This window comes from Curtobacterium sp. MCBD17_021, from assembly GCF_003234525.1.
Lineage (GTDB): Bacteria > Actinomycetota > Actinomycetes > Actinomycetales > Microbacteriaceae > Curtobacterium.
Map to the genome: position 1 here is coordinate 25,258 of NZ_QKTS01000011.1, position 20,231 is coordinate 45,488.

A 20,231-nucleotide genomic window follows, 5' to 3' on the forward strand; every position below is an offset into this window, starting at 1 on the left:
CCGCAGCAGTCTCGGGTGGTATACCTGCCACGCGAGCGCTGGCTCCACGTTGGTGGACGGGAGGCTCCACGCACGTCGCGTCGAGGCCTCCCGTCCGTCCGCAGGCCGGCTCGGCTCAGGCGGCCACGGCCCTTCCGGCGCTGCGGTCGGCAGCCGCGTCTCCGCGCAGCATGCGTTCCGCGGTCCGGAGGGACAGCGCCATGATCGTCAGGGCCGGGTTGGCGATGACCGCACTCGGGAACACCGAGTTGTCCGCGATCCAGAGGTTCGGGACGTCCCACGAGCGACCGGCGGCGTCGACCACCGAGCTGTCGCCGTGCGTGCCCATGCGAGCCGTGCCGATGGTGTGCGCGGTCCGCTCCAGCACCCGGACGTCCTGACCGCCCGCTGCCTCGACGATCGCGGTCATGGAGCGGACCGCATGCCGACGGATGGCCTCCTCGTTGGCGCCGGGCGTGAAGGTGACGGTCGCCTTGCGGACCCCGTGCTCGTCGACCTCGTCCCCGAGCACGAGCCGGTTGTCCTCGTACGGCAGGCACTCGGCGTTGATGCCGACACCGGCCATGTACGGGTAGTCGCGCATCGCCGCGACCAGGGCAGCACCACGGAGCCCGCCGCCCCGCACCAGGGACGTGGCGAAGGTGAGCGGCTGCACGCCGAGGCTCTGGATGAGGTACCCGCCGGCGAAGTCCGCGTCGGTGGGCCGGACGAAGTCCTCGCTGATGATCGAGGACGGGTACCCGCGGTAGGACCGCATCGACTCGTCGAACCGCGCCCAGACCTGGGTCGCACCGTGCGCGGTGAAGTTCCGCCCGACCTGCCCACTGCTGTTCGCGATCCCGGTGTGCAGCAGCAGACGCGGCGTCTCGACCCCGCCGGCGGCGAGGACGAGTGCTCGGGTGCGCTGGCGGTGGTCACGGCCGTCCTGACGGTAGACGACCGCCCCGACCTCGCCGCGGGCGTCGAGCTCGATGCCGTGCACGAAGGACTCCGGGCGGATCTCGGCGCCGAACGCCACGGCGGCGGGCAGGTACGTGGTGTCCATCGACACCTTCGCCCCGTTCCGGCAGCCCTGGTGGCACGAGCCGCACGAGACGCAGGCGTGCCGGAGCCCGTGGTGCTCCTGGTGGCGGTCCTCGGTGGTCAGGGCGACGGGCGCGTCCGTCGCGGTGATCCCGGCCGCCGTTGCACCGCGCACCATCATGTCGGACGAGGCGTTCCGACCGGGCGGACGCATCGAGTACCGCCGGGCGGGGTCCCACGGGTAGTGTTCCGGGCCTGCGACACCCACGTCGTGCTCGACCTGCTCGATGGAGCGGACGAGTTCGGCGTGGTCGACCGGCCAGTCGTAACCGTACCCGGACTCCGTCGCCAGGCGCAGGTCGTCGGCGCTCGGGCGGGGCGTGAAGGCACCCCAGTGCAGTGTGGACCCACCGACTCCGGTACCGCTGTTGTTCGGACCGAACGCGGTCGGAGTGCCGCCGCCGCTGATCCGCTCCTCCATCCAGTTGATGTCGGCCGGAGCCACGACCTCGTCGGGCAGGTGGTCGCCCGGCTCGGTGTTGCGACCGGCTTCGAGCGCGACGACCCGGAGGCCGGCGCGCGCGAGGGTCGCGAGGAGGGGCGCTCCACCCGCTCCGGTCCCGACGACGACCACGTCGACGGTCTCGTCCTCGCCGTACCGACGCTGGTGGTCGAGCCTCATCGTGTCACTCCGTCCGGTTCCCATGCTTCGCGCTGCCCGGCTCCGAGCAGCTGGAAGCCCTGCTTGCGCACCCCGTCCCCGCCGTTGGCGAAGCCGTCGTAGTCGATCCCGGCCATCGTCGCCGGGTGTGCGAGCCACTGTCGGACGAGGTCGACGCCGGCGTCCTCCGACCACGCGCGGAGCTGCCCGACGTCGAGGGTTCCGGCGGCGGGCGTGTACCCACCGGCGTCGATCGCGTCGAGCACGTCGGCGAGGTGCTCGTCGGAGACGGCCGCTTCCGGTGCGAGGGTGTCGAGGGCAGCCCGGTAGGCGTCCTGGTCGGCCGGCAGCCCGTCCCGGCGCCAGCCGTCACCATCTCCCGCGGCGAGCTGCGCGTCGACGCGGAGTGCCAGGTCGATCCCCCGGTCACCGTGCTGCGGCACGACCACACGGGCGACGGCGCGGAGGACGTCGAGCTGCGCCGGGGTGAGGGCACGCGGTGACGCTGCCGGGTCGTCGGGCAGAGCGCGCGCTGCGAGGACCCCGCGGGCCCTCGCGCTCACCCGCGGCGAGGCGATCACCCGGGCGGACGCGGTCGGGACGACGGGCCCGTGGTCGACGCGACGCTCCCAGAACGAACGGATCCGGTCGGCGACGGCGTCGGGCTGTTCCCACGGCAGGAGGTGGGCGGCACCGGGGACGACGTCGAACTCGCCCTGCGGCCAGTGCGGCAGGGTCAGGCGGCGCTGGGCGTCGGGTCCGAGGTCGCCGTCCTCGGCGCCGGCGAGCACGAGTGCGGGCACCGGGTTCGGCTCGGCGGTGTCGGACCAGTCCTCCCGGCTGCCGCGGAGGAGCCATGCAGTCCACGCGGCCGGATCGGCACGCTGCACGTCGTGCACGGCCGTGGCGTACGGCTCGGGCGGCAACTGGTCGGCCGTGTTCGCGTCGACGAACTCGGCGGCCTCGTCGGGCCCGATCTCGTGGTCCGCCGTCCAGGCGAGCATCCGCGCCCGACGGGCCTCCTCCATCGGTTCGGGGGAGAGTGGGGAGGCGGCGAGGAGCACGACCGCCCGCAGGCCGAACAGCCCGTTCGCGCCGCTCATGGTGCGGTCGGCGACCACCGCGGCGACCTTGCCGCCCATCGAGTGGCCGACGAGGGCGCACTCCGTCGCGCCGCTCGTCCCGATCGCCCGCTCGACGAGCTCGGCCATCTCCTCGACGGTCGTGCCGGTCACCGCCGAGCTCGTCCCGAAGCCCGGCAGGTCGATGCCGACCAGGTCGAGGGTGCCGCCGAGGCGCGCGCGCAGTGCCACGAACTCCTCGGAGCTGGACCCGAGGGCGTGGAGGCAGAACGCGGTCGCCGTCATGCGTCGTTCCTACCTCCGGGATCGCCCCGGTCCACAGCACGGTGTACCCCGTCACCGGAGGCACGCGCGCGGCACCCTCGAAGCCGAGGCGGGCGGTCTGAGTCGGGAATCCACGGGCCTCCCGGTCATCGTCACGACGCGATCGCAGCGGCCCGACGTGGCGTCCCGCGGATGGGGGACCCGATTTCATCCGCATAACGCACCATCAGGTGTGTAGTCTGCCTAACTACTGATCCAGGAGCATGCTGGAGCGGTACACGCAGCAACCCGGAAGGAGCCGTCAGATGCACACGAAGCCCGCGACGCAGTCGTTCGTGGACGGGGACACCCCCACCGAAGCGATCGACATGAGCGCACTCTTCGCCGAACAGGCCCGCGAGAGCCTGGTCGACTCCATCTGATCGGACCGTCCGGTCCGGGAGGCCGGTACCGGTCTCCCCGTCGCCTCACGAGGTGACACCCCTGCACCACAACGGCACTCCGTGCCCGTCTCGAAAGGCACTCTCATGAGCTTCCTCGGCTTCATCCTCCTCGGCCTCATCGCCGGCGCCATCGCCAAGCTGATCCTCCCCGGTCGCCAGGGTGGCGGCTGGATCGCCACGCTCGTCCTCGGTGTCATCGGCGCCCTCATCGGCGGTTGGCTCGGCGGGCTGATCTTCAACGTGGGCTACGACGGCTTCTTCAGCATCCAGTCGTGGATCATCGCGATCGTCGGCGCCATCATCGTCCTGCTCATCTGGGGCGCGATCACCGGTCGCCGCGGCGCCCGCGCCTGACCGACCCCGCGGCGCACGCCGCCGAGACGACGAGCCCCGCACCGTCAGGTGCGGGGCTCGTCTGCGTCCGGGGCGGACCCGCTCCGGTGATGCTGCCCGCCCGGCTGCGACTGTCGGTGGTGCGCGTCAGGCTGACGGTGCATGGACTCCGTCGAACAACCCCTCGTGCACGTCGACCACCGCGGCTTCGCCATCGATGAAGCGGTCGCGTTCTACGAAGGCGTCTACTCGAGCCACGACATCCACATCGGCGAGCCCGCGGCCGAGGGGTTCTCCTGGCGCTACCGAGCGGTCGGCGACGACGACGTCACCGTCGGCACGTCGTCGGTGGCAGCGCGCCGCTGGGGCACGATCGAACCCGGCGACGACTACGTGCTCGCCTGGGCGTCGGCACCCGGGATCCGGCTCGACACCGGGTCGGCGGACCCGATCGAGATGCAGCCCGGCGTACCCGTGATGTACCCGGCGGGGCGCGCGTTCGCGTTCGACGCCGCTCCGACCGCCCAGCACGTCATCCGCTTCGACCGGTCCTTCCTCGAGTCCGTCGCCGCCGCGCGGGAGGGCGACCTTCCGGCACCGCTGCGCTTCGCGCGCGACCCGGACCCTGACGCCCTGCACCGTCTGCGCACGGTGATCGCGGGAGCAGCGGCAGCGCTGCTCGACCCGCGCACCGACCGTGACCGCCGGACCACACTGAACACGACCGTCGCCGAGGCCGTCGTCGACACCTTCCGAGCTGCTCCCGTCGCGCCGTCCGGACTCCTGAGCGACGGTCCGGCGACGATGCGGATCGCCCAGGAGTGGATGGTCGCGAACGCTCGGCGACCGATCACGATCACCGACGTCAGCGAGGCCGCCGGGGTCGCCGTGCGGTCCCTGCAGGCGTCGTTCCGTCGGCACACCGGTGCGTCGCCGATGCACTTCCTCCGGCAGGTGCGGTTGCACCGGGTCCGGGCCGAACTCACCGCGGCCGACCCCGACGTCACGACGGTCGCACAGGTCGCCCTCGGGTGGGGCGTCGGGCACCTCGGGCGGTTCTCGGGGACCTACGCGGCGACCTTCGGTGAGCCGCCGTCGGTGACGCTGCGCCGTCGCCGGACCGTCTGACCCGCCCTCCTCACGAGCAGTCAGGGTGCTGCCGATGCGCGCAGCGGACACGGTGTCCCGTCGACGTACTCCCGCGAGTCCACCTACGCCGTCTTCTTCGCGGGCGTCTGACCCGACGTTGCGCACCCGGACCGCGTGCGGCGGCCCCGTTGCCAGGCGCACCGCCGCCGGGCCGCGTGCGTAGGCTGGACGGCATGTCCGACTTCACCGCAGACCAGGCCGCCGTCGTCCGTGTCGAACGCGCAGAGGAGGGCCGCTGGGACCTCACGATCGTGAGTGACAGCGGTGTCGCCATGGGCCACGGGATCCACCTCTTCGACCGTTCCCAGGACGACGGGGTCGACGAACTCGCCGCCGCCGCGGAGTTCGTCCGCGGCTACGGCTTCCGGTTCGAGGGGGACGCCGTGCAGCAGGACGGCCCGGACGCGTTCTGGGCACCGCTCATCCGCAGCTGACCGCTCCCGACCGTCCCTGAGCGGATGACGGTCGGCCGCCGGGTGGACCCCGGATGCGATGATGGCCGGGTGCCACCGATCGACGACGACAACGGGTTCCGCAAACAGCGGTTCACGGACGTCGGCGGATCGGACTACACGGCGATCTTCCGGTCGGAGTACCCCGGACAGGGACTCACGGACGCCACCTCGACGGTCACCGACACCTTCGCGACCGAGGGCACCCGCTTCGAGTACTTCCTCATCGGCGACGCCGACCTGACCCTGCGGACGATGAACGCGCACGGCGGTCGTCGTGGCGGGGTGATCGGGCCGCGGGACGACCACGTGCTGTTCTGGCTCCAGCAAGGCCGCCTCGAGATGCACTTCGCGGACCGGTCCCGGGTGGTCGAGCCGGGGAGCCCCTACATCGCGTCGGCGTCCGAGGCGTACCGCTTCGCGTCCGAGGACACCGTCTACAACGGCGTGCACATCTCCGACGCGTTCCTCCGGAAGACCGCGGCCGAGCTCGGGTACCGGATGCCGGACGGGCCGGTGCTGTTCGACCAGCAGGACGAGCGGGTCGCCCGCCACGGACCGCTGCGTCGCCTGCTGGGCGAGGTCAGCCCGACGCTCATGGACGACCGGGTACGTGGGCCGATGCGGACGGCGCTGAACCGTCGGCTCGCGACCGTCGTCCTCGACACCTTCCCGCTCCGCGACCGGGGCGACGACGTCCCGACCGCGAGTCGTCTCCGTGACGCCATCGCGTTCGTCGAGGAGCACGCGCGTGACCGGCCCTCGGTCCCGGCCATCGCGGCGGCGGCGGGGCTGAGCGAGCGCGGCCTGCAGGAGGTCTTCGCCCGGACGCTCGGGGTCACTCCGAACGGGTTCCTCCGCGACCAGCGGCTCGACGAGGTGCGCCGGGAGCTCCTCCGGGGAGCGTCCCCGAACAGCGTGCTCGAGGTCGCGCGGAAGTGGCGCTTCACGAACCCGAGCCGGTTCGCGGTCGCCTACCGCGCCCGTCACGGCGAGGACCCGTCGGCGACGCTCCGGGCGTCGACGTCGCAACGGTCCGACGGTCGCTCGTCGTGGCGGATCCGGCGCCCGGTGGAGTACATCGAGGCGCACCTGGACGGGCCGTGCTCGGTGGCGGACATCGCCGCGGCGGCCGGCCTCCGGCCGCGCCGCCTGCAGCAGCTCTTCAAGGAGGAGCGGGGCACGACACCGACAGCCTTCCTCCGCGAGCTCCGAGCGCTCCGGCGCGCTGGCGGGGACTGGCCGGACCGGCGGTCCTGAGACCCGTCCCGGTCCCTGGAGCGTCACCGGCGCCGGACGGGAGGCCCGGGTCGGGGCCGTCCCGGGCCTCCCGTCCGGCTACTCGGGCTGCTGCTGCTGCTGCTGCTGCGGCGCGGCCGTGGCGAGCGCGACCATCTCGCCGACGAGGGCGCGGAGGCGGGCGGCGAGGTCGGCCTGGGACTGCACACTGAAACGGTGCGCGGCCTCGGACAGCGCGGACATGACGAGGGCGACGGCGGTGCGGGCGGTGTCCTCGTCGGTCCGGGTGGTGACGACCGCGATGAGGGCCTGACGGGACTCGGCCATCCACCGCATCACCATCGACGTCATCTCGGGGCGCCGGACGAGGAGTTCCTTGGCGCGGGCGCGGTCCGCCGAGAGCGGGACGGTGTCGGCGACCAGCTCGCAGACGTCGTCGATGAGCCGACCGTCAGCCGTCGCGAAGCGCTCACGGACGGCGTCGGGGACCTCGACGGTGTCGAGCCCGATGGCCGCGTGGGCCTTCGACGAGAAGTAGTTGAAGAACGTCCTGGGGGAGACGTCGGCGTCCGCGCAGATCTGCTCGACCGTGACGCCGTCGAGACCCTGCTCGGTGATCCGGGTGAGTGCGGCGTCGTGGATCGCCTGACGGGTCTGCTGCTTCTTGCGTTCCCGGAGCGTGCAGGGTCCGGTGCTGCCGGGGCGGACGCTGCCGGACCGTGTGGTGTCGGACGATCCGCCGGTGTCGGCGTGCTGTGCGGGTGTTGCCGTGGTGGGCACGGTGCGACCTCCGTTGGGGGGAGACGACGGCGGGCCGTCCGCTCGTGGTCGAGCGGACGGCCCGGATGGTCACCGACGCTGGGTCGGCGTGGAACCGGTCATCGGACCGGTGAAGGACCCGGCCTCGGCAGCGGCCAGACCGGCTTCGGACTCGAGCTGCGCCTGCGCGGACAGGTCCGCCTGCTCCTGCAGGGCCGAGCGCTGACGCAGCGGCGGCACCTTGAAGAACCAGGTGAGCACGAACGCGAGCAGGATCACGCCGAGTCCGACCCAGTAGATCGTCACGGACGAGGCGTTGAAGCCGGCCATGAACGGGCGGGTCAGACGGGCGTCGGCACCGGTCAGGAACGAGGTGTCGTTCGTGGCCGAGGCGCTCGAGTCGTCGTTCGCGCCCTCGTCGATCTGCTCGACCAGGTCCGGGACGACCTGGTGGACCCAGTAGGTGCGCTGTCCGGCGTCCGTCCAGTCGACCGCGAGCCGTCCGTCGACGACGCTGGCGTGCGCCTGGTCGGCGGCCGTTGCGAGGGCGGTGGCCTCGGCCTGCGGGGTGGCGTCGGCGACCTGCTGGGCGATCACGGTCTCGGCGGCTGCCGCCGGGATCGTGCCGGCGGCGACCTGCGCTTGGACGGCGGCGGTGACCTGCTGGGTGACGGCCTGGTCGGCGGCCTGCTTCGCGGCGGTGGTGCCGCGGGCGAGCCCGGAGTCGATGCTGTCCTGGATCGGGTCGACGATCGGGTTCCAGATCTGGTCCATGACGCCCTGGTTCGCCTTCGCGCTGGCGACGGTCGGGTTGAGCGCCGCGTCGAGTGCATCGGTCAGGTCGGCCTTGTCCGCGGTGGCGTGCACGATGTTGGCGGGCATCACCGAGAACAGGATCGACAGCAGCACCGCGGTGCCGAGCGTGCCACCGATCTGGCGGAAGAAGGTCGCAGAGCTGGTCGCGACGCCCATGTCCCGGGCCTCGACCGAGCCCTGCGACGCGAGGGTCAGGGACTGCATGACGGAGCCGAGCCCGAGCCCGATGAGGAACATGCCGATCATGAGGAACCAGAGCGGCTTGTCGATCGTCATGAACGTCAGCACGACGTAGCCGGCCGAGACGAGCGCGGTGCCGATGACGGGGAACACCCGGTAGCGACCGACCCGCGCGACGATCTGGCCCGACACGATCGAGGCGATCATGAGGCCACCGACGAGGGGCAACGTGGCGAAGCCGGACTCGGTCGGGCTGAGGCCGACGACGATCTGCAGGTACAGCGGGATGGTCAGCATGGCACCGAACATCGCGAAGCCGACGAGGAACCCGATGACGGTCGCCATCGAGAACGTGCCCGAGCGGAAGAGCTTCAGCGGGATGATCGCCGCATCGCCCATCTTCGACTCGATGAGCAGGAGCGCGACGAGGCCGACGGCGCCGATGACGTAGCACGCGACGGCGGCCGCGGAGCCCCAGCCCCACGTGCGGCCCTGTTCGGCGACGAGGAGCAGCGGGACGAGGGTGACGATGACCGAGGTCGCGCCCCACCAGTCGACGACCGGCTTGTCCTTGGTGTCGTGCACCTTCGGCAGGTGCAGGAAGACGATCACCATGACGAGCGCGGCGACGCCGATCGGCACGTTGATGAGGAGCACCCAGCGCCAGCCGGTGATGAAGAGGATCTCGGACGCGCCGGCGAGCAGCCCGCCGATGAGCGGACCGATGACCGAGGAGATGCCGAAGACGGCGAGGAAGTACCCCTGGTACTTGGCGCGTTCACGCGGGGCGAGGATGTCGCCCATGATCGCCAGCGGCAGGGACATGAGCGCTCCGGCACCGATGCCCTGCACGGCGCGGAAGGCCGCGAGCATGAGCATCGAGGTGGACATCGACGACAGCACGGCACCGACGATGAACACCACGATGCCGAAGATGTAGAGCGGACGGCGCCCGAAGATGTCGGAGAGCTTGCCGTAGATCGGCGTCGCGATCGTCGAGGTGATGAGGTACGCCGTGGTGACCCAGGCCTGCTGGTCGAGCCCGTGCAGGTCGTCACCGATGGTGCGGATCGCCGTGCCGAAGACGGTCTGTCCGAGCGAGGACAGGAACATGCCCGCCATCAGGCCGTAGATGACGAGCAGGATCTGACGGTGGGTCATCAGGGGTTGCTGACCGGGTGCACCGGGCGTGGCGGCGCTCCGGCCCGGCACCGGCGTCGGTGCGGTGACTGTTGACAATGCGGGTCCTTCTGGTTCGACGTGCCGGACGGCGAGTGCGTCGTCGGGCGGAGGCGAGGCGGGTGCGGGGGCCACGGGAAGGGCCGCTGCGCAACCTGAAACCTTGCAGGCTCCGCAACTTTACATCCGTTGCGTTCTGGAAGCAACCATCTCCGCGCACCGTACGATGACGGCGTGTCCCAGGACGATCGCCCCGAGGCCGAACGACTGCTCCGCCGCCAGCTCGACCGGCTGTGGGTGCGGCAGACCCTCCGCACCGTGCTCATCGAGCAGTCCGGCGGGCTCGACCCCACCGCGCGGGTGATCCTGCGCGCCGTCGAGCGGCTCGGTGCGGCGCGGTCGACCGTCGTCGCGGAGCGCACCGGCCTGTCCCGCCCCGTCGTCAGCCGTCGGGTGGCCGGGCTCGTCGAGGCGGGCTACATCCGGACGACGCCGGACCCCGCCGATGGTCGCGCGGCCCTCCTCGCCCTCGCTCCGGCCGGCCGGGCGCTGCTCGACGAGCTCGATGCACAGGGGGACGCGGTGTTCGACGACGTCACGAGCGTGTTCGACGGCGACGAACTGCGCGACCTGGCGCGACTGCTGGCCCGCTTCAACGACCGGGCGGCCGAGGTGCTCGGGGCGGGAGACGAGGCTGCCGGGGCCGCGCAGGGGCAGTGAGCGGTCGGTGGCTCCGGCTGCTCAGCCCAGCTCGGCCAGCACCCCGTCGACGACCTCCTCCGGCCCGCCCTCGCCGTGCCGGGCCCACCACGTGAGCGCCGCGTCGGCCGCCGCCGCGAACACCGCGCACCGCACCTGGACGCCGAGGTCGTCCTCCGGCACGCCGTCACGGGCGGCGACGAAGGCGACGAGGGTGTGCTCGAGTTCGGTGACGAAGAAGGCCCCCTCCTGTCGCAGGCTCGGGTTCGCCCCGATCACCCGGAGCCGCCGTCGCGTCACCTCGAGGGCGTCGGTGGGGAACGTCGCGGCGACCCGGTAGGCCGCGCGGAGTGCCGTGGCAGCGGGCTCGTCGGTGGGGCGGTCGGTCAGGGCGTCCTCGAACCGTTCGCGGAACTCGTCGAGTCCGCCCCACACCAGGGCGCCCTTCGTCGGGAACAGCCGGAAGAGCGACCGTCGGCTGACTCCGGCCTCGGCCGCCACGTCGTCCATGGAAACGCTGTCGTACCCGCGCTCGTCGAACAGCCGGAGGGCCACGAGGGACACCGCGTCGGGGTCGATCGTCCGCGGTCGGCCGGTCGGTCGATCGTTCATGGCACCCTTTCGGCACTCAGTGCTACAACTGTGGTGCGCAGTCAGCGCGACTCAGCGAGGAGAGACCCATGACCGACACCACCGCCGGACGCTTCGCCGGCTCCACCATCATCGTCACCGGAGCGGGCTCTGGCATCGGGCGCGCCACGGCGACCCGGATCGCGCGGGAGGGCGGCCGCGTCATCGCCACGGACGTCGTCGCCGAGCGCCTCGACGACCTGCGAACCGAGCTCGACGGTCTCGACGTCGAGACCGTCGTCGGCTACGTCGCCGCGAGCGAGACCATCGACGCGCTCCTGGCCGCCGCGGGCGACCGCGTCGACGGGATCGCCAACGTCGCCGGGATCATGGACGCGTTCCTGCCGCCGGACGAGGTCGACGACGCCACCTGGGAGCGCGTGTTCAGCGTCAACGTCACCGGCCCGATGCGTCTCACCCGCGCCGTCCTGCCGCTCATGATCGCCGCCGGCAAGGGCTCGGTCGTCAACGTCGCCTCGGAGGCGGCGCTCAAGGCCTCCGCCGCGGGTGCCGCCTACACGTCCTCGAAGCACGCGATCGCCGGCTACACCAAGAGCGTCGCCTTCTTCCACGGTCCGCAGGGCATCCGCGCGAACGCGGTGGCACCCGGCGCCGTCGCCACGAACATCGAGGCCCCGATGCGGAGCGAGTACGCCGCTCGCCGGGTCGGCCCGATCATGCAGACCACGATCCCGCCGGTCGCCCAGCCGGAGCAGCTCGCGGCCGCCATCACCTGGCTGCTCAGCGACGACTCCGCGAACGTCAACGGAGCGGTCCTGCCGAGCGACGGCGGCTGGTCGGTCGTCTGAGTCGGCCCCGGGGCGCACGGGAGGTCCGTCGGCGACCCCGCCACGGGCCTCCCGTCCGTCCGCTGCGCCCCGTGCCGTCTGGGGTGCAGCCGGAAAACGGGATACCGTTCCTCCTATGAGCACCGAGACGAACACCCCCACCGAAGCAGTCGACGAGGAGCCCGTGATCACCTTCGCCGACCTCGGGCTCAGCGACCCCGTCCTCAAGGCCGTCAAGGAGATCGGGTACGAGACCCCCTCCGCGATCCAGGCCGCCACCATCCCCACCCTGCTCGAGGGCCGCGACGTCGTCGGCCTCGCGCAGACCGGTACCGGCAAGACGGCGGCCTTCGCGCTGCCCGTCCTGAGCCGCATGGAGTCCGGCGCGAAGCTGCCGCAGGCGCTCGTGCTGTCCCCGACCCGTGAGCTCGCGCTCCAGGTCTGCGAGGCGTTCGAGCAGTACGCGTCGCACATGAAGAACGTCCACGTCCTGCCCGTCTATGGCGGCCAGGCCTACGGCGTGCAGCTGTCCGCACTGCGCCGCGGCGTCGACGTCGTCGTGGGCACGCCCGGCCGCATCATGGACCACATCGCGAAGGGCACGCTCGACCTGTCCGAGCTGAAGTACCTCGTGCTCGACGAGGCCGACGAGATGCTCAAGATGGGCTTCGCCGAGGACGTCGAGACGATCCTCGCCGAGACCCCGGACATGAAGCAGGTGGCGCTGTTCTCGGCGACGATGCCCGCGCAGATCCGTCGCATCTCGAAGCAGTACCTCAACGACCCGGCCGAGATCACGGTCAAGGCGAAGACGACCACCTCGGCGAACACCACGCAGCGGTACCTGATCGTGTCGTACCCGCAGAAGGTCGACGCGCTCACCCGCATCCTCGAGGTCGAGGACTTCGAGGGCATGATCATCTTCGTCCGCACCAAGAGCGAGACCGAGACCCTGGCCGAGAAGCTCCGTGCCCGCGGGTACGCGGCAGCGGCGATCAGCGGTGACGTGGCGCAGGCCCAGCGTGAGCGCACCGTCAACCAGCTGAAGTCCGGCAAGCTCGACATCCTCGTCGCGACCGACGTCGCCGCCCGTGGGCTCGACGTCGACCGCATCACCCACGTGGTGAACTTCGACATCCCGGTCGACACCGAGTCCTACGTGCACCGCATCGGCCGCACCGGTCGTGCCGGTCGTTCGGGTGCCGCGATCAGCTTCGTCACCCCGCGCGAGCGTCGCCTGCTCACCGCGATCGAGCGGGCCACGCGGCAACCGCTCACGCAGATGCAGCTGCCGAGCGTCGAGGACGTCAACTCGACGCGACTCACCCGCTTCGACGACGCCATCACCGCGGCCCTCGAGCAGCAGTCGCGCATCACGGCGTTCCGCGACATCATCGCCCACTACGTCGAGCACCACGACGTCCCCGAGTCCGACGTGGCCGCCGCCCTCGCCGTGGTCGCACAGGGGGACACCCCGCTCCTCCTCGACCCGTCCGACGACCGCGTCCGCCAGCAGGCCGAGCGCGACGACCGCCGCAGCCGCGACGACCGTCCCGCACGTGACGACGACGGCGACCGTGGGGACCGTCGTCGCCGGTCGGTGCCGATGACGGCCTACCGCATCGAGGTCGGCCGACGTCACCGCGTCGAGCCCCGTCAGATCGTCGGCGCCCTCGCGAACGAGGGCGGCCTGCGTCGCGACGACTTCGGCGCCATCCAGATCCGGCCGGACTTCTCGATCGTGGAGCTGCCGACGGACATGGGCTCCGACGTCCTCGACCGACTGCGGGACACCCGGATCAGCGGCAAGCTCATCGAGATCCAGCCCGACCGCCGCGGACCGATCCGCCGCGACAGCGGGACGCGCCGTGACGGCGGACGCTACGGCGACCGTGACGACCGCGGTGGTCGTGACGACCGCGGTGGTCGTGACGACCGCGGCCACGGTGACGACCGCCCGTTCCGCAAGCCGCGGCAGACGCGCGACTGACGCCGTCGCTCGCAGACGCGAGCACCTGCTGACGGGAGGCCCGGTACCACTGGTACCGGGCCTCCCGTCGTTCCTGGACGCACCCTGGTGTGCGCCGTCACGGATTGGGTATGGTGGGCACCGTCAGAGCCTCCGGGGGATCTTCTGCGCGGGGGTGCAGGTACGTAGAGAAGAGGGGTTCACCATGTCGCGTGTGCTTTCGACCGAACAGGCGAAGACCGCCATCCGTCAGATCCAGTCCATCGTGAACGGTGGGTTCACGGACCAGATCTCGCAGCTCGATGCGCAGGGGCGCATCCTGTCCGACTCGAACGTGTGGGACGGCCCGCTCGCGGCGAACTTCCGCGGGTCGACGTGGCCGGAGACCAAGGCTGCGCTCGACAAGGCGAAGACCGAGCTCGAGCAGCTCCGCACCCAGCTCGACAAGATCTCGCAGGACATCTTCACCGCGGGTGGCGGCGCGTAACACCGCTCGTACAGTGCCCGGGTCGTCGACGAGCTCGACGGCCCGGGCTGCTGTCGTCTCCGATGACCGGTGCCTGACCGCCGGAGAGCCTGACAGCCGGAGAGCACGAGCAGCAGGACCAGCGCGGCCGGCAGGGCAGACGCGGCGGCGAGCACGACCAGAACGACCAGAACGACCAGCACGACGACCGGGGGACAGATCATGGCCGACCTGCACGGAGCGGAACCGCTCGAGTTCGACAACGGCACCGCCGACGCGCTCATCGCCGAGCTGACGTCCTCGGCCGACTCGATCGACGGGCAGGCGGGCAGCCGCTCCTCCTACGTCAGCACCGCCGCGCAGGAGTTCCGCGGGCACTTCGCCGACCTGTTCGGACAGAACGCCTCGACGGCCGCCAGCGACGCCACGCGCCTGACCGGGACGCTCCGCGAGGTCGCCGGATGGGTCCGGACGCTCAAGACCGCCGCGGAGCAGGAGAACGCCCGCCGCAAGCGCGCCCGTGACTGGCAGGCCGAGCACGACTCCCGCAACTGGTTCGAGCAGGGCCACGACTGGCTCTTCGGCGAGGACAAGCCGCCGACGGAGGAAGCGGAACCGGCACCCGTGTTCCACGCGAGCACCCCGCCCACGACCGCTCGACAGACGCCGACGCCCGGTTCCGGTGGTGGTGGCGGCGGCGGGACGTCGTCCGCTCGCCCCGACGACCTGCGCTCCTTCGCCACGGGGTCGTCGTCGTTGAACGGACAGCTCTCCGGTCGTGGTTCCGCGCTGCGCGGCAAGCTCGACGACTTCGCCTCCCGCTGCAAGTGGGGGAGCATCAGCGCCCACGGTGTCGCGACCGCGATCGACAAGTGGCTCGAGGCGAACGAGACCGACGTGTCCTGGGCGAACACGGTCGCCTCGGCCTTCGAGGCGGCGGGGGGCAGCGGCTCGGTGTCGACCGTGTCCGACGTGGCGCTCGCGGCCGCGTTGCAGGGCGCCGGGGTCTCGGCTGAGCGCTCCGGCCTGACCATCGAGCCGCCGCAGGCGTTCGGCGCGGTGCCGACCACCGGCTACTCGATGGACCCCGTCAACACCTCGACCGGCAACTTCCTCGAGTCGGAACTCGACCTCGGGTTCGCCGGAGCGTCCGAGTCGCTCCGGCTCACCCGCATGTACAACTCGCTCGACGACCGTACCGGACTGTTCGGGCCGGGCTGGGCGTCCGTCCTCGAGACGCGGCTCGACGTCGACGACGAGGGCGCCTCCCTGACCCAGGCCGACGGCCGCGTCCTCCGCTTCCCCCGCGACGGGGACGGCTGGGCCACGGCGGTGGAGGAGTACCTGCGACTGACGCGGGAGGACGACCGGCTCGTCGTCCGTGACTCCTCCGGGGCGTGGTGGGCGTTCTCACCGGCCGGCACCTGGCTGGCAGCCGGATCCGGCCCCGGCACGACGGTGACCGTCGAGCGGGACGCCGACGGTGCGCTGACGCGTCTCGCCCACGAGCGCGGGCGCTGGATCGACGTCGAGACGCTCGACGGACGGGTCGTCGTCGCCCGCGCCTCGGACGGGCGCCGGGTCGAGTACGCCTACGACGAGGCCGGGCGGCTCACGCACGTCCACGGCGCGACCGGCACCCGCACGTACGAGTGGGGCGACGCGGGGCTCGTCGTCGCGGTCGTCGACGAGGACGGTGTCGTCGAGGCCCGCAACACCTACGACGAACGGCGCCGCGTCGTCGAGCAGGTGAGCCCGCACGGCCGCACGGTCCGGTTCGCCTACCTGCCAGGTCGGGTGACCGTCGTGTCCGACCCGGACGGCGGACGCTCGAACACCTGGATCTCCGACGCGAAGGGTCGGCTGGTCGGGGTCGTCGACACCGACGACGCCCGCCAGTCGATGCAGTACGACGCCCGCGGCCGCCTGGTCTCCGTCACCGACCGTTCCGGAGCCGTGACGGTCCACGCGGTCGACGCCCGCGGCCGCCGCACCCGGACGGTGACCCCCTCAGGGGCGGACATCACCTACGGGTACGACGAACGCGACCGGGTGACCACCGTCGTCACCGAGACCGGCTCCGTCGTCACCTACGAGTACGTCGGCGACGACCGGGACCCCTCCGTCGTCGTCGACCCCGAGGGCGGGCGGAGCGAACTCACCTGGGAGGGGGGACTCCTGCGGCGCGCGGTGGACCCGACCGGGGTGGTCGTCGAGCTCGAGCACGACGAGCACGGCGAGCTCGTCGCCACCCGGAACGCCCTGGGCGACGTCATGCGGGTCGAGCGCGACCCCGCCGGACGCCCGACCGCCGTGGTGATGCCGTCCGGTGCGCGGACCGAGTACCGCTACGACCAAGCCGGCCGGGTGACCTCCCGCCGGGACGCGGACGGCGCGGTGTGGTCGTTCGAGCACGAGGGGACCCGCCTCGTCGCCACGACCGATCCGACCGGCGCACGGACGACCTACGGGTACGGCACGAACGGCGAGCTCGAGCGCACGACCGACCCGCTCGGACGCACCACGTCCCGGACCTTCGACGACCTCGGCAACCTCGCCGCGCTCGACCTGCCCGACGGCGGCCACTGGACCTTCGTCCACGACCCGCTCTCCCGCCTCCGCGAGACGGTCGACCCCACGGGGCAGGTGTGGCGCCGTGACCACGACCGGAACGGCGACCTCACCGGCGTGACCGACCCCACCGGCCAGCGTGTCGAGGGCACCACGGACGTGGCGACGGGCGTCGCCACCCTCCGTGACGCGTTCGGCACCACGACGGTGCGCTCCGACCAGTACGGCCGACCGGTCGAGGTCGCGAGTGCGGACGGCACCGCCGAGCTCGTCACGTACGACCGCTGCGGCCGACCGGTCGAACTCGTGGACGGCGAGGGCGGACTGACCCGTCTCGAACGCGACCTCGCCGGCCGGGTGACCGCGGTCGTCGAGCCCTCGGGTGCCCGGACCACGTACGAGTACGACGCCTGCGGCCGTCCGGTCGCGAGCATCGACCCGCTCGGCGCGCGGACGGAGCTCGGGTACGACGCCGACGGCCGGGTCGTCACGCGGACCTTGCCCACCGGCGACGTCGAACGCACCGCCTACGACGCGGTGGGCCGACCGGTGTCGCGGACCACCCCGGGCGCCGGCACGTCCCGCTGGCGCTGGGACGCCGCCGGACGACTCCTCGCCACGCAGGACGTCCGGTCCGGGCAGCGACGCTTCCGGTACGACGCCGCCGGACAGCTCGTCGAGGCCGTCGACGGACTCGGCGGGGTGACCCGGTTCGACCACGACCTCCGTGGGCGCGTGACGAGCGTCACCGACCCGCTCGGCGGCGTCACCCGGTACGAGTACGACCAGGCCGACCGGGTGGTGGCCGTGTCGGACCCGCTCGGCCGCAGGTCGACGGCGTCCTACGACGCGGCCGGTCGACAGACCGGGCAGACCGACCCCGACGGGCACACCACCACGTGGACGTTCGAGGACGGCGGTCGGCAGACCACCGTGGCGGTGGACGATCGCACGGTGGCCGAGGTGCGCGTCGACCGGGCGGCTCGGAGCGTCGTGGTCACGGACCACAGCGGTGGTGCCGGTCGCGCGTTCGACCACGAACTCCGGTACGACCGGCGTGGGCTGCTCGTCTCGCGGAGCCGGGGGGACCGCGCCGTCGTCTGGGAGTACGACGCCGACGGCCGCAGGAGGGCCCGGACCGACCCCGACGGCACCCGGACGGTGTACCGCCGCGACGGAGCCGGCCGGGTCGTCGCCGTCCGGCGGGCCGACCTGCCCGACGTCTCGTTCGTCCTCGACCCGGTCGGCCGACCGGTGCAGGCAGCGGTGGGCGACGTCGTGCACGCCTGGAGCTGGGAGCGCGGCCGGCTCGTCACGCACACCACCACGACGACCGACGGCGTCGAGGTCGCTCGCGTCGAACACGACGCCGAGGACCGGATCCGCGCGGTCGTGTACGGGGACGGCACGACCTCGTACACGCACGACGCCGCCGGACAGCTCGTCCGCGCCGAGCGTCCCGACGGCAGCGTCTCCACCTGGGAGTACGACGCCGCCGGACGACTCGTCGCGGAGCGCTCCGGCGACGCCTCCCTGCGCCACGAGCACGACGCCGCCGGGCAGCTCGTCGCGAGCACCGACGTCGTGACCGGCGCACGGGTGGAGTACCTCTCGGACGGGCTCGGGCGACGGGTCCGACGGACGGCGTCGGACGGCTCGACGACCGAGTACGCGTGGGACGACCTCGGGTACCTCGCCGGCGTGGTCGAGCGGGACGCGACGTACGTCGAGACCGGTGGGCACCGTGTCCGGGTGGACGTCCTCGGCGAACCGCTCGAGGTCGACGGTGCCGAGACCTGGTGGGACAGCGCCGCCCCGCTCCCGTCGCTGACGTCGATCGGCGGCACGGCGGTCCTGGGTCTGGCGGGCGGCATCACCGCGGTGGGGGGCACGTGGGCTGCTCCGTCGTGGCGACCGTGTCGGGCGACGGACCTCGCCGACCCGTGGCGTGCGTCCGGAGCGACGGCCGGTCCCGGGGCGACGGGCGCGCCCGACGCGCCCCCGGGCCTCCCTGCCGGTGTCGGCCTGAGCGTCACGGGCGGTCTGGCGATCGCCGGGCTCGAGTGGCTCGGCGCCCGCGTGTACGACCCGGTGGCGCGCGGCTTCCTGTCGGTCGATCCGCTGCCGCCTGTGATCGGGACGGCGTGGGCCGCGAACCCCTACGCGTACGCGGGGAACGATCCGCTGCACGCGGCCGACCCGCTCGGGCTCCGGCCGGCGACGGACGCGGACCTGCAGGCGTACCAGGCGGAGCACGGCAGCCACTGGGAGTACGTGGCCGCCGGGGTCGTCGGCGCGATCGGCGTCGGCATCGGCGTGGCGCTGCTGTTCACCGGGGTGGGGGGACCCGCGGGCATCGCGCTCATGGCGGCGTCGGGCGCGATGGTCAGCGGAGCGATCTCGACGGCGTCGCAGAAGGCCACCAAGGGCACGGTCGACTGGGGGCAGGTCGCGGTGGACACCGCAGTGGGCGGGATCACCGGTGCCGTCGGCGGCGGCGGGATGATGGTCGCGAGCCGGGCGGCGGCAGCAGCGTCGTCGACCAGCCGCTTGGCGGGTGCCGCGGCCGTCAACGCCTCGGTCAACGGTGCTGTCGGAGCCACGAGCAGCGGCGTCTCGTACGCCGTGAACCACGAGGGGGAGTGGAACAACCGTGACTTCCTCGCGCACGTGGCGGGTGGTGGCGCGAGTTCCGCGCTCGGCAGCATGGCGGGGCCGGCCGGGGGGACCTTCGCGCAGCGCTTCGGGCAGACGACCACCTCGGTGACCGCTCGCGTCGCGACGCTCGGGTTCGGCGGCGGGAGCAGCGTCATCGGCGGCGCCGCGGACAACCTCATCGCAGGCAAGCCCACGTCGGTGTCCGACGTCCTGTGGAACACCGGCACGGGCGTCGTCGGAGCGTCCGTACCGGGCGGGCAGTCTCCGAGCGCGTCGCTCAACCAGATGGCGCAGACGAACATCCGGACCTTCGAAGGCGTCTTCAGCGGGTCGACCAACGCAGTTCGGCTGTGGCAGTCCGCGGGTGTCGGCGGCAGCCTCGGGGTCGGGACGGACGCGGCGCAGTCGTGGCTGAAGGACCAGGGGGTCTACCCTCAGTGACCATGACGAAGGAGTGGCGAGGCCAGCGACAGCACCCCGTCACGCTGATCGCCGCCGTGGTCGGAGCGGGCGTCGGACTCCTCGTGCCGCTCATGGTCGTCGGGGACCAGGCCGGACGGGCCGCACCGTACCTGGCGGTCGGCTTCGTCGGGGGGCTGTTGCTCGGGGTCGTGGCGTTCTCCTTGCTCCGGCCGGGGTGGTCGGGACTCGTGCTCGTCGCGGCCATGTTCGCTGCCATGTTCCTGTTCAACCGGGTGCTCGACGGGTGGAGCGTGGCGCTGCCACCGTGGATCCTCGCCAGCTTCGCCGGGTCGGTCTTCGGTGCGCATCTCCGATGGTTGGCTGAGCGCAGGCGCCGGACCTGAGCGCAGGGGCCGGCCCGGGAGCGTGACGCGGAGCAGACCACGGCGGGGTCAGCGTCAGCATGCC

Annotated in this window: 15 protein-coding genes; 10 read left to right on the top strand and 5 right to left on the bottom strand. The window is 72.3% G+C overall.

Annotated elements, in window-relative coordinates; genetic code table 11:
- Nucleotides 1–115: 115 nt before the first annotated feature.
- Together DEI83_RS10870 and DEI83_RS10875 are read right to left on the bottom strand one after the other, a co-directional pair.
- Nucleotides 116–1,705 (bottom strand): GMC family oxidoreductase, encoded by a 1,590-nt coding sequence (locus tag DEI83_RS10870; RefSeq protein WP_111081980.1) that lies wholly within the window; start codon nt 1,703–1,705, stop codon nt 116–118.
- Nucleotides 1,702–3,051: an alpha/beta fold hydrolase gene (locus tag DEI83_RS10875; RefSeq protein ID WP_111081981.1), complete on the bottom strand. Its 1,350-nt coding sequence runs from the start codon at nt 3,049–3,051 to the stop codon at nt 1,702–1,704. The genes DEI83_RS10870 and DEI83_RS10875 overlap by 4 nt, the downstream gene beginning before the upstream one ends.
- 506 nt (nt 3,052–3,557) lie before the next feature.
- Between DEI83_RS10875 and DEI83_RS10880 the strand changes: the two genes are divergently transcribed.
- The 4 genes from DEI83_RS10880 (at nt 3,558) to DEI83_RS10895 (ending at nt 6,667) form a co-directional block, all read left to right on the top strand.
- Entirely contained in the window at nt 3,558–3,827 is a 270-nt protein-coding gene (locus DEI83_RS10880; RefSeq protein ID WP_111075805.1) for a GlsB/YeaQ/YmgE family stress response membrane protein, read from the top strand.
- A gap of 141 nt (nt 3,828–3,968) precedes the next feature.
- Nucleotides 3,969–4,934: a helix-turn-helix domain-containing protein gene (locus DEI83_RS10885; RefSeq protein ID WP_111081982.1), complete on the top strand. Its 966-nt coding sequence runs from the start codon at nt 3,969–3,971 to the stop codon at nt 4,932–4,934.
- A 194-nt stretch (nt 4,935–5,128) separates the two neighbouring features.
- Nucleotides 5,129–5,389: a hypothetical protein gene (locus DEI83_RS10890; RefSeq protein WP_111081983.1), complete on the top strand. Its 261-nt coding sequence runs from the start codon at nt 5,129–5,131 to the stop codon at nt 5,387–5,389.
- 69 nt (nt 5,390–5,458) lie between these two features.
- Entirely contained in the window at nt 5,459–6,667 is a 1,209-nt protein-coding gene (locus DEI83_RS10895; protein WP_111081984.1) for a helix-turn-helix domain-containing protein, read from the top strand.
- A 78-nt stretch (nt 6,668–6,745) separates the two neighbouring features.
- Here DEI83_RS10895 and DEI83_RS10900 read toward each other — a convergent pair whose 3' ends face one another.
- Both DEI83_RS10900 and DEI83_RS10905 read right to left on the bottom strand, forming a co-directional pair.
- Nucleotides 6,746–7,426: a TetR/AcrR family transcriptional regulator gene (locus DEI83_RS10900; protein WP_111081985.1), complete on the bottom strand. Its 681-nt coding sequence runs from the start codon at nt 7,424–7,426 to the stop codon at nt 6,746–6,748.
- Nucleotides 7,427–7,495: 69 nt separating this feature from the next.
- Entirely contained in the window at nt 7,496–9,562 is a 2,067-nt protein-coding gene (locus DEI83_RS10905) for an MDR family MFS transporter (RefSeq protein WP_111081986.1), read from the bottom strand.
- A gap of 252 nt (nt 9,563–9,814) precedes the next feature.
- Here DEI83_RS10905 and DEI83_RS10910 point away from each other — a divergent pair, with 252 nt between their 5' ends.
- Complete coding sequence (locus DEI83_RS10910; protein WP_181431181.1) at nt 9,815–10,300, top strand: helix-turn-helix domain-containing protein; 486 nt, start codon at nt 9,815–9,817, stop codon at nt 10,298–10,300.
- Nucleotides 10,301–10,321: 21 nt separating this feature from the next.
- Here the strand turns inward: DEI83_RS10910 and DEI83_RS10915 are convergent, their stop codons facing one another.
- Nucleotides 10,322–10,891, bottom strand: a complete 570-nt coding sequence (locus DEI83_RS10915; RefSeq protein WP_111081988.1) for a TetR/AcrR family transcriptional regulator — start codon at nt 10,889–10,891, stop codon at nt 10,322–10,324.
- A 68-nt stretch (nt 10,892–10,959) separates the two neighbouring features.
- Here DEI83_RS10915 and DEI83_RS10920 point away from each other — a divergent pair, with 68 nt between their 5' ends.
- The 5 genes from DEI83_RS10920 to DEI83_RS10940 all read left to right on the top strand — a co-directional run bounded on the left by DEI83_RS10920 (nt 10,960) and on the right by DEI83_RS10940 (nt 20,167).
- The gene (locus tag DEI83_RS10920; RefSeq protein WP_111081989.1) at nt 10,960–11,718 is read left to right on the top strand and encodes an SDR family NAD(P)-dependent oxidoreductase; all 759 of its coding nucleotides are present in this window, start codon (nt 10,960–10,962) and stop codon (nt 11,716–11,718) included.
- Between the two features lie 115 nt (nt 11,719–11,833).
- Nucleotides 11,834–13,687, top strand: coding sequence for a DEAD/DEAH box helicase (locus DEI83_RS10925; protein ID WP_111081990.1), 1,854 nt, complete (start codon nt 11,834–11,836; stop codon nt 13,685–13,687).
- Nucleotides 13,688–13,871: 184 nt separating this feature from the next.
- Nucleotides 13,872–14,153: a pyrophosphorylase gene (locus DEI83_RS10930; RefSeq protein WP_110823592.1), complete on the top strand. Its 282-nt coding sequence runs from the start codon at nt 13,872–13,874 to the stop codon at nt 14,151–14,153.
- 201 nt (nt 14,154–14,354) lie between these two features.
- Nucleotides 14,355–19,802: a DUF6531 domain-containing protein gene (locus DEI83_RS10935; protein WP_111081991.1), complete on the top strand. Its 5,448-nt coding sequence runs from the start codon at nt 14,355–14,357 to the stop codon at nt 19,800–19,802.
- Between the two features lie 2 nt (nt 19,803–19,804).
- Nucleotides 19,805–20,167 (top strand): hypothetical protein, encoded by a 363-nt coding sequence (locus DEI83_RS10940; RefSeq protein ID WP_111081992.1) that lies wholly within the window; start codon nt 19,805–19,807, stop codon nt 20,165–20,167.
- The last annotated feature ends 64 nt before the right edge of the window (nt 20,168–20,231 follow it).

Bases quoted from the DNA above. Each gene is read 5' to 3' on its own strand.
- DEI83_RS10870 (WP_111081980.1), bottom strand. From the start codon at position 1,705: ATGAGGCTCGACCACCAGCGTCGGTACGGCGAGGACGAGACCGTCGAC.
- DEI83_RS10875 (WP_111081981.1), bottom strand. From the start codon at position 3,051: ATGACGGCGACCGCGTTCTGCCTCCACGCCCTCGGGTCCAGCTCCGAG.
- DEI83_RS10880 (WP_111075805.1), top strand. From the start codon at position 3,558: ATGAGCTTCCTCGGCTTCATCCTCCTCGGCCTCATCGCCGGCGCCATC.
- DEI83_RS10885 (WP_111081982.1), top strand. From the start codon at position 3,969: ATGGACTCCGTCGAACAACCCCTCGTGCACGTCGACCACCGCGGCTTC.
- DEI83_RS10890 (WP_111081983.1), top strand. From the start codon at position 5,129: ATGTCCGACTTCACCGCAGACCAGGCCGCCGTCGTCCGTGTCGAACGC.
- DEI83_RS10905 (WP_111081986.1), bottom strand. From the start codon at position 9,562: ATGACCCACCGTCAGATCCTGCTCGTCATCTACGGCCTGATGGCGGGC.
- DEI83_RS10915 (WP_111081988.1), bottom strand. From the start codon at position 10,891: ATGAACGATCGACCGACCGGCCGACCGCGGACGATCGACCCCGACGCG.
- DEI83_RS10920 (WP_111081989.1), top strand. From the start codon at position 10,960: ATGACCGACACCACCGCCGGACGCTTCGCCGGCTCCACCATCATCGTC.
- DEI83_RS10925 (WP_111081990.1), top strand. From the start codon at position 11,834: ATGAGCACCGAGACGAACACCCCCACCGAAGCAGTCGACGAGGAGCCC.
- DEI83_RS10930 (WP_110823592.1), top strand. From the start codon at position 13,872: ATGTCGCGTGTGCTTTCGACCGAACAGGCGAAGACCGCCATCCGTCAG.
- DEI83_RS10935 (WP_111081991.1), top strand. From the start codon at position 14,355: ATGGCCGACCTGCACGGAGCGGAACCGCTCGAGTTCGACAACGGCACC.
- DEI83_RS10940 (WP_111081992.1), top strand. From the start codon at position 19,805: ATGACGAAGGAGTGGCGAGGCCAGCGACAGCACCCCGTCACGCTGATC.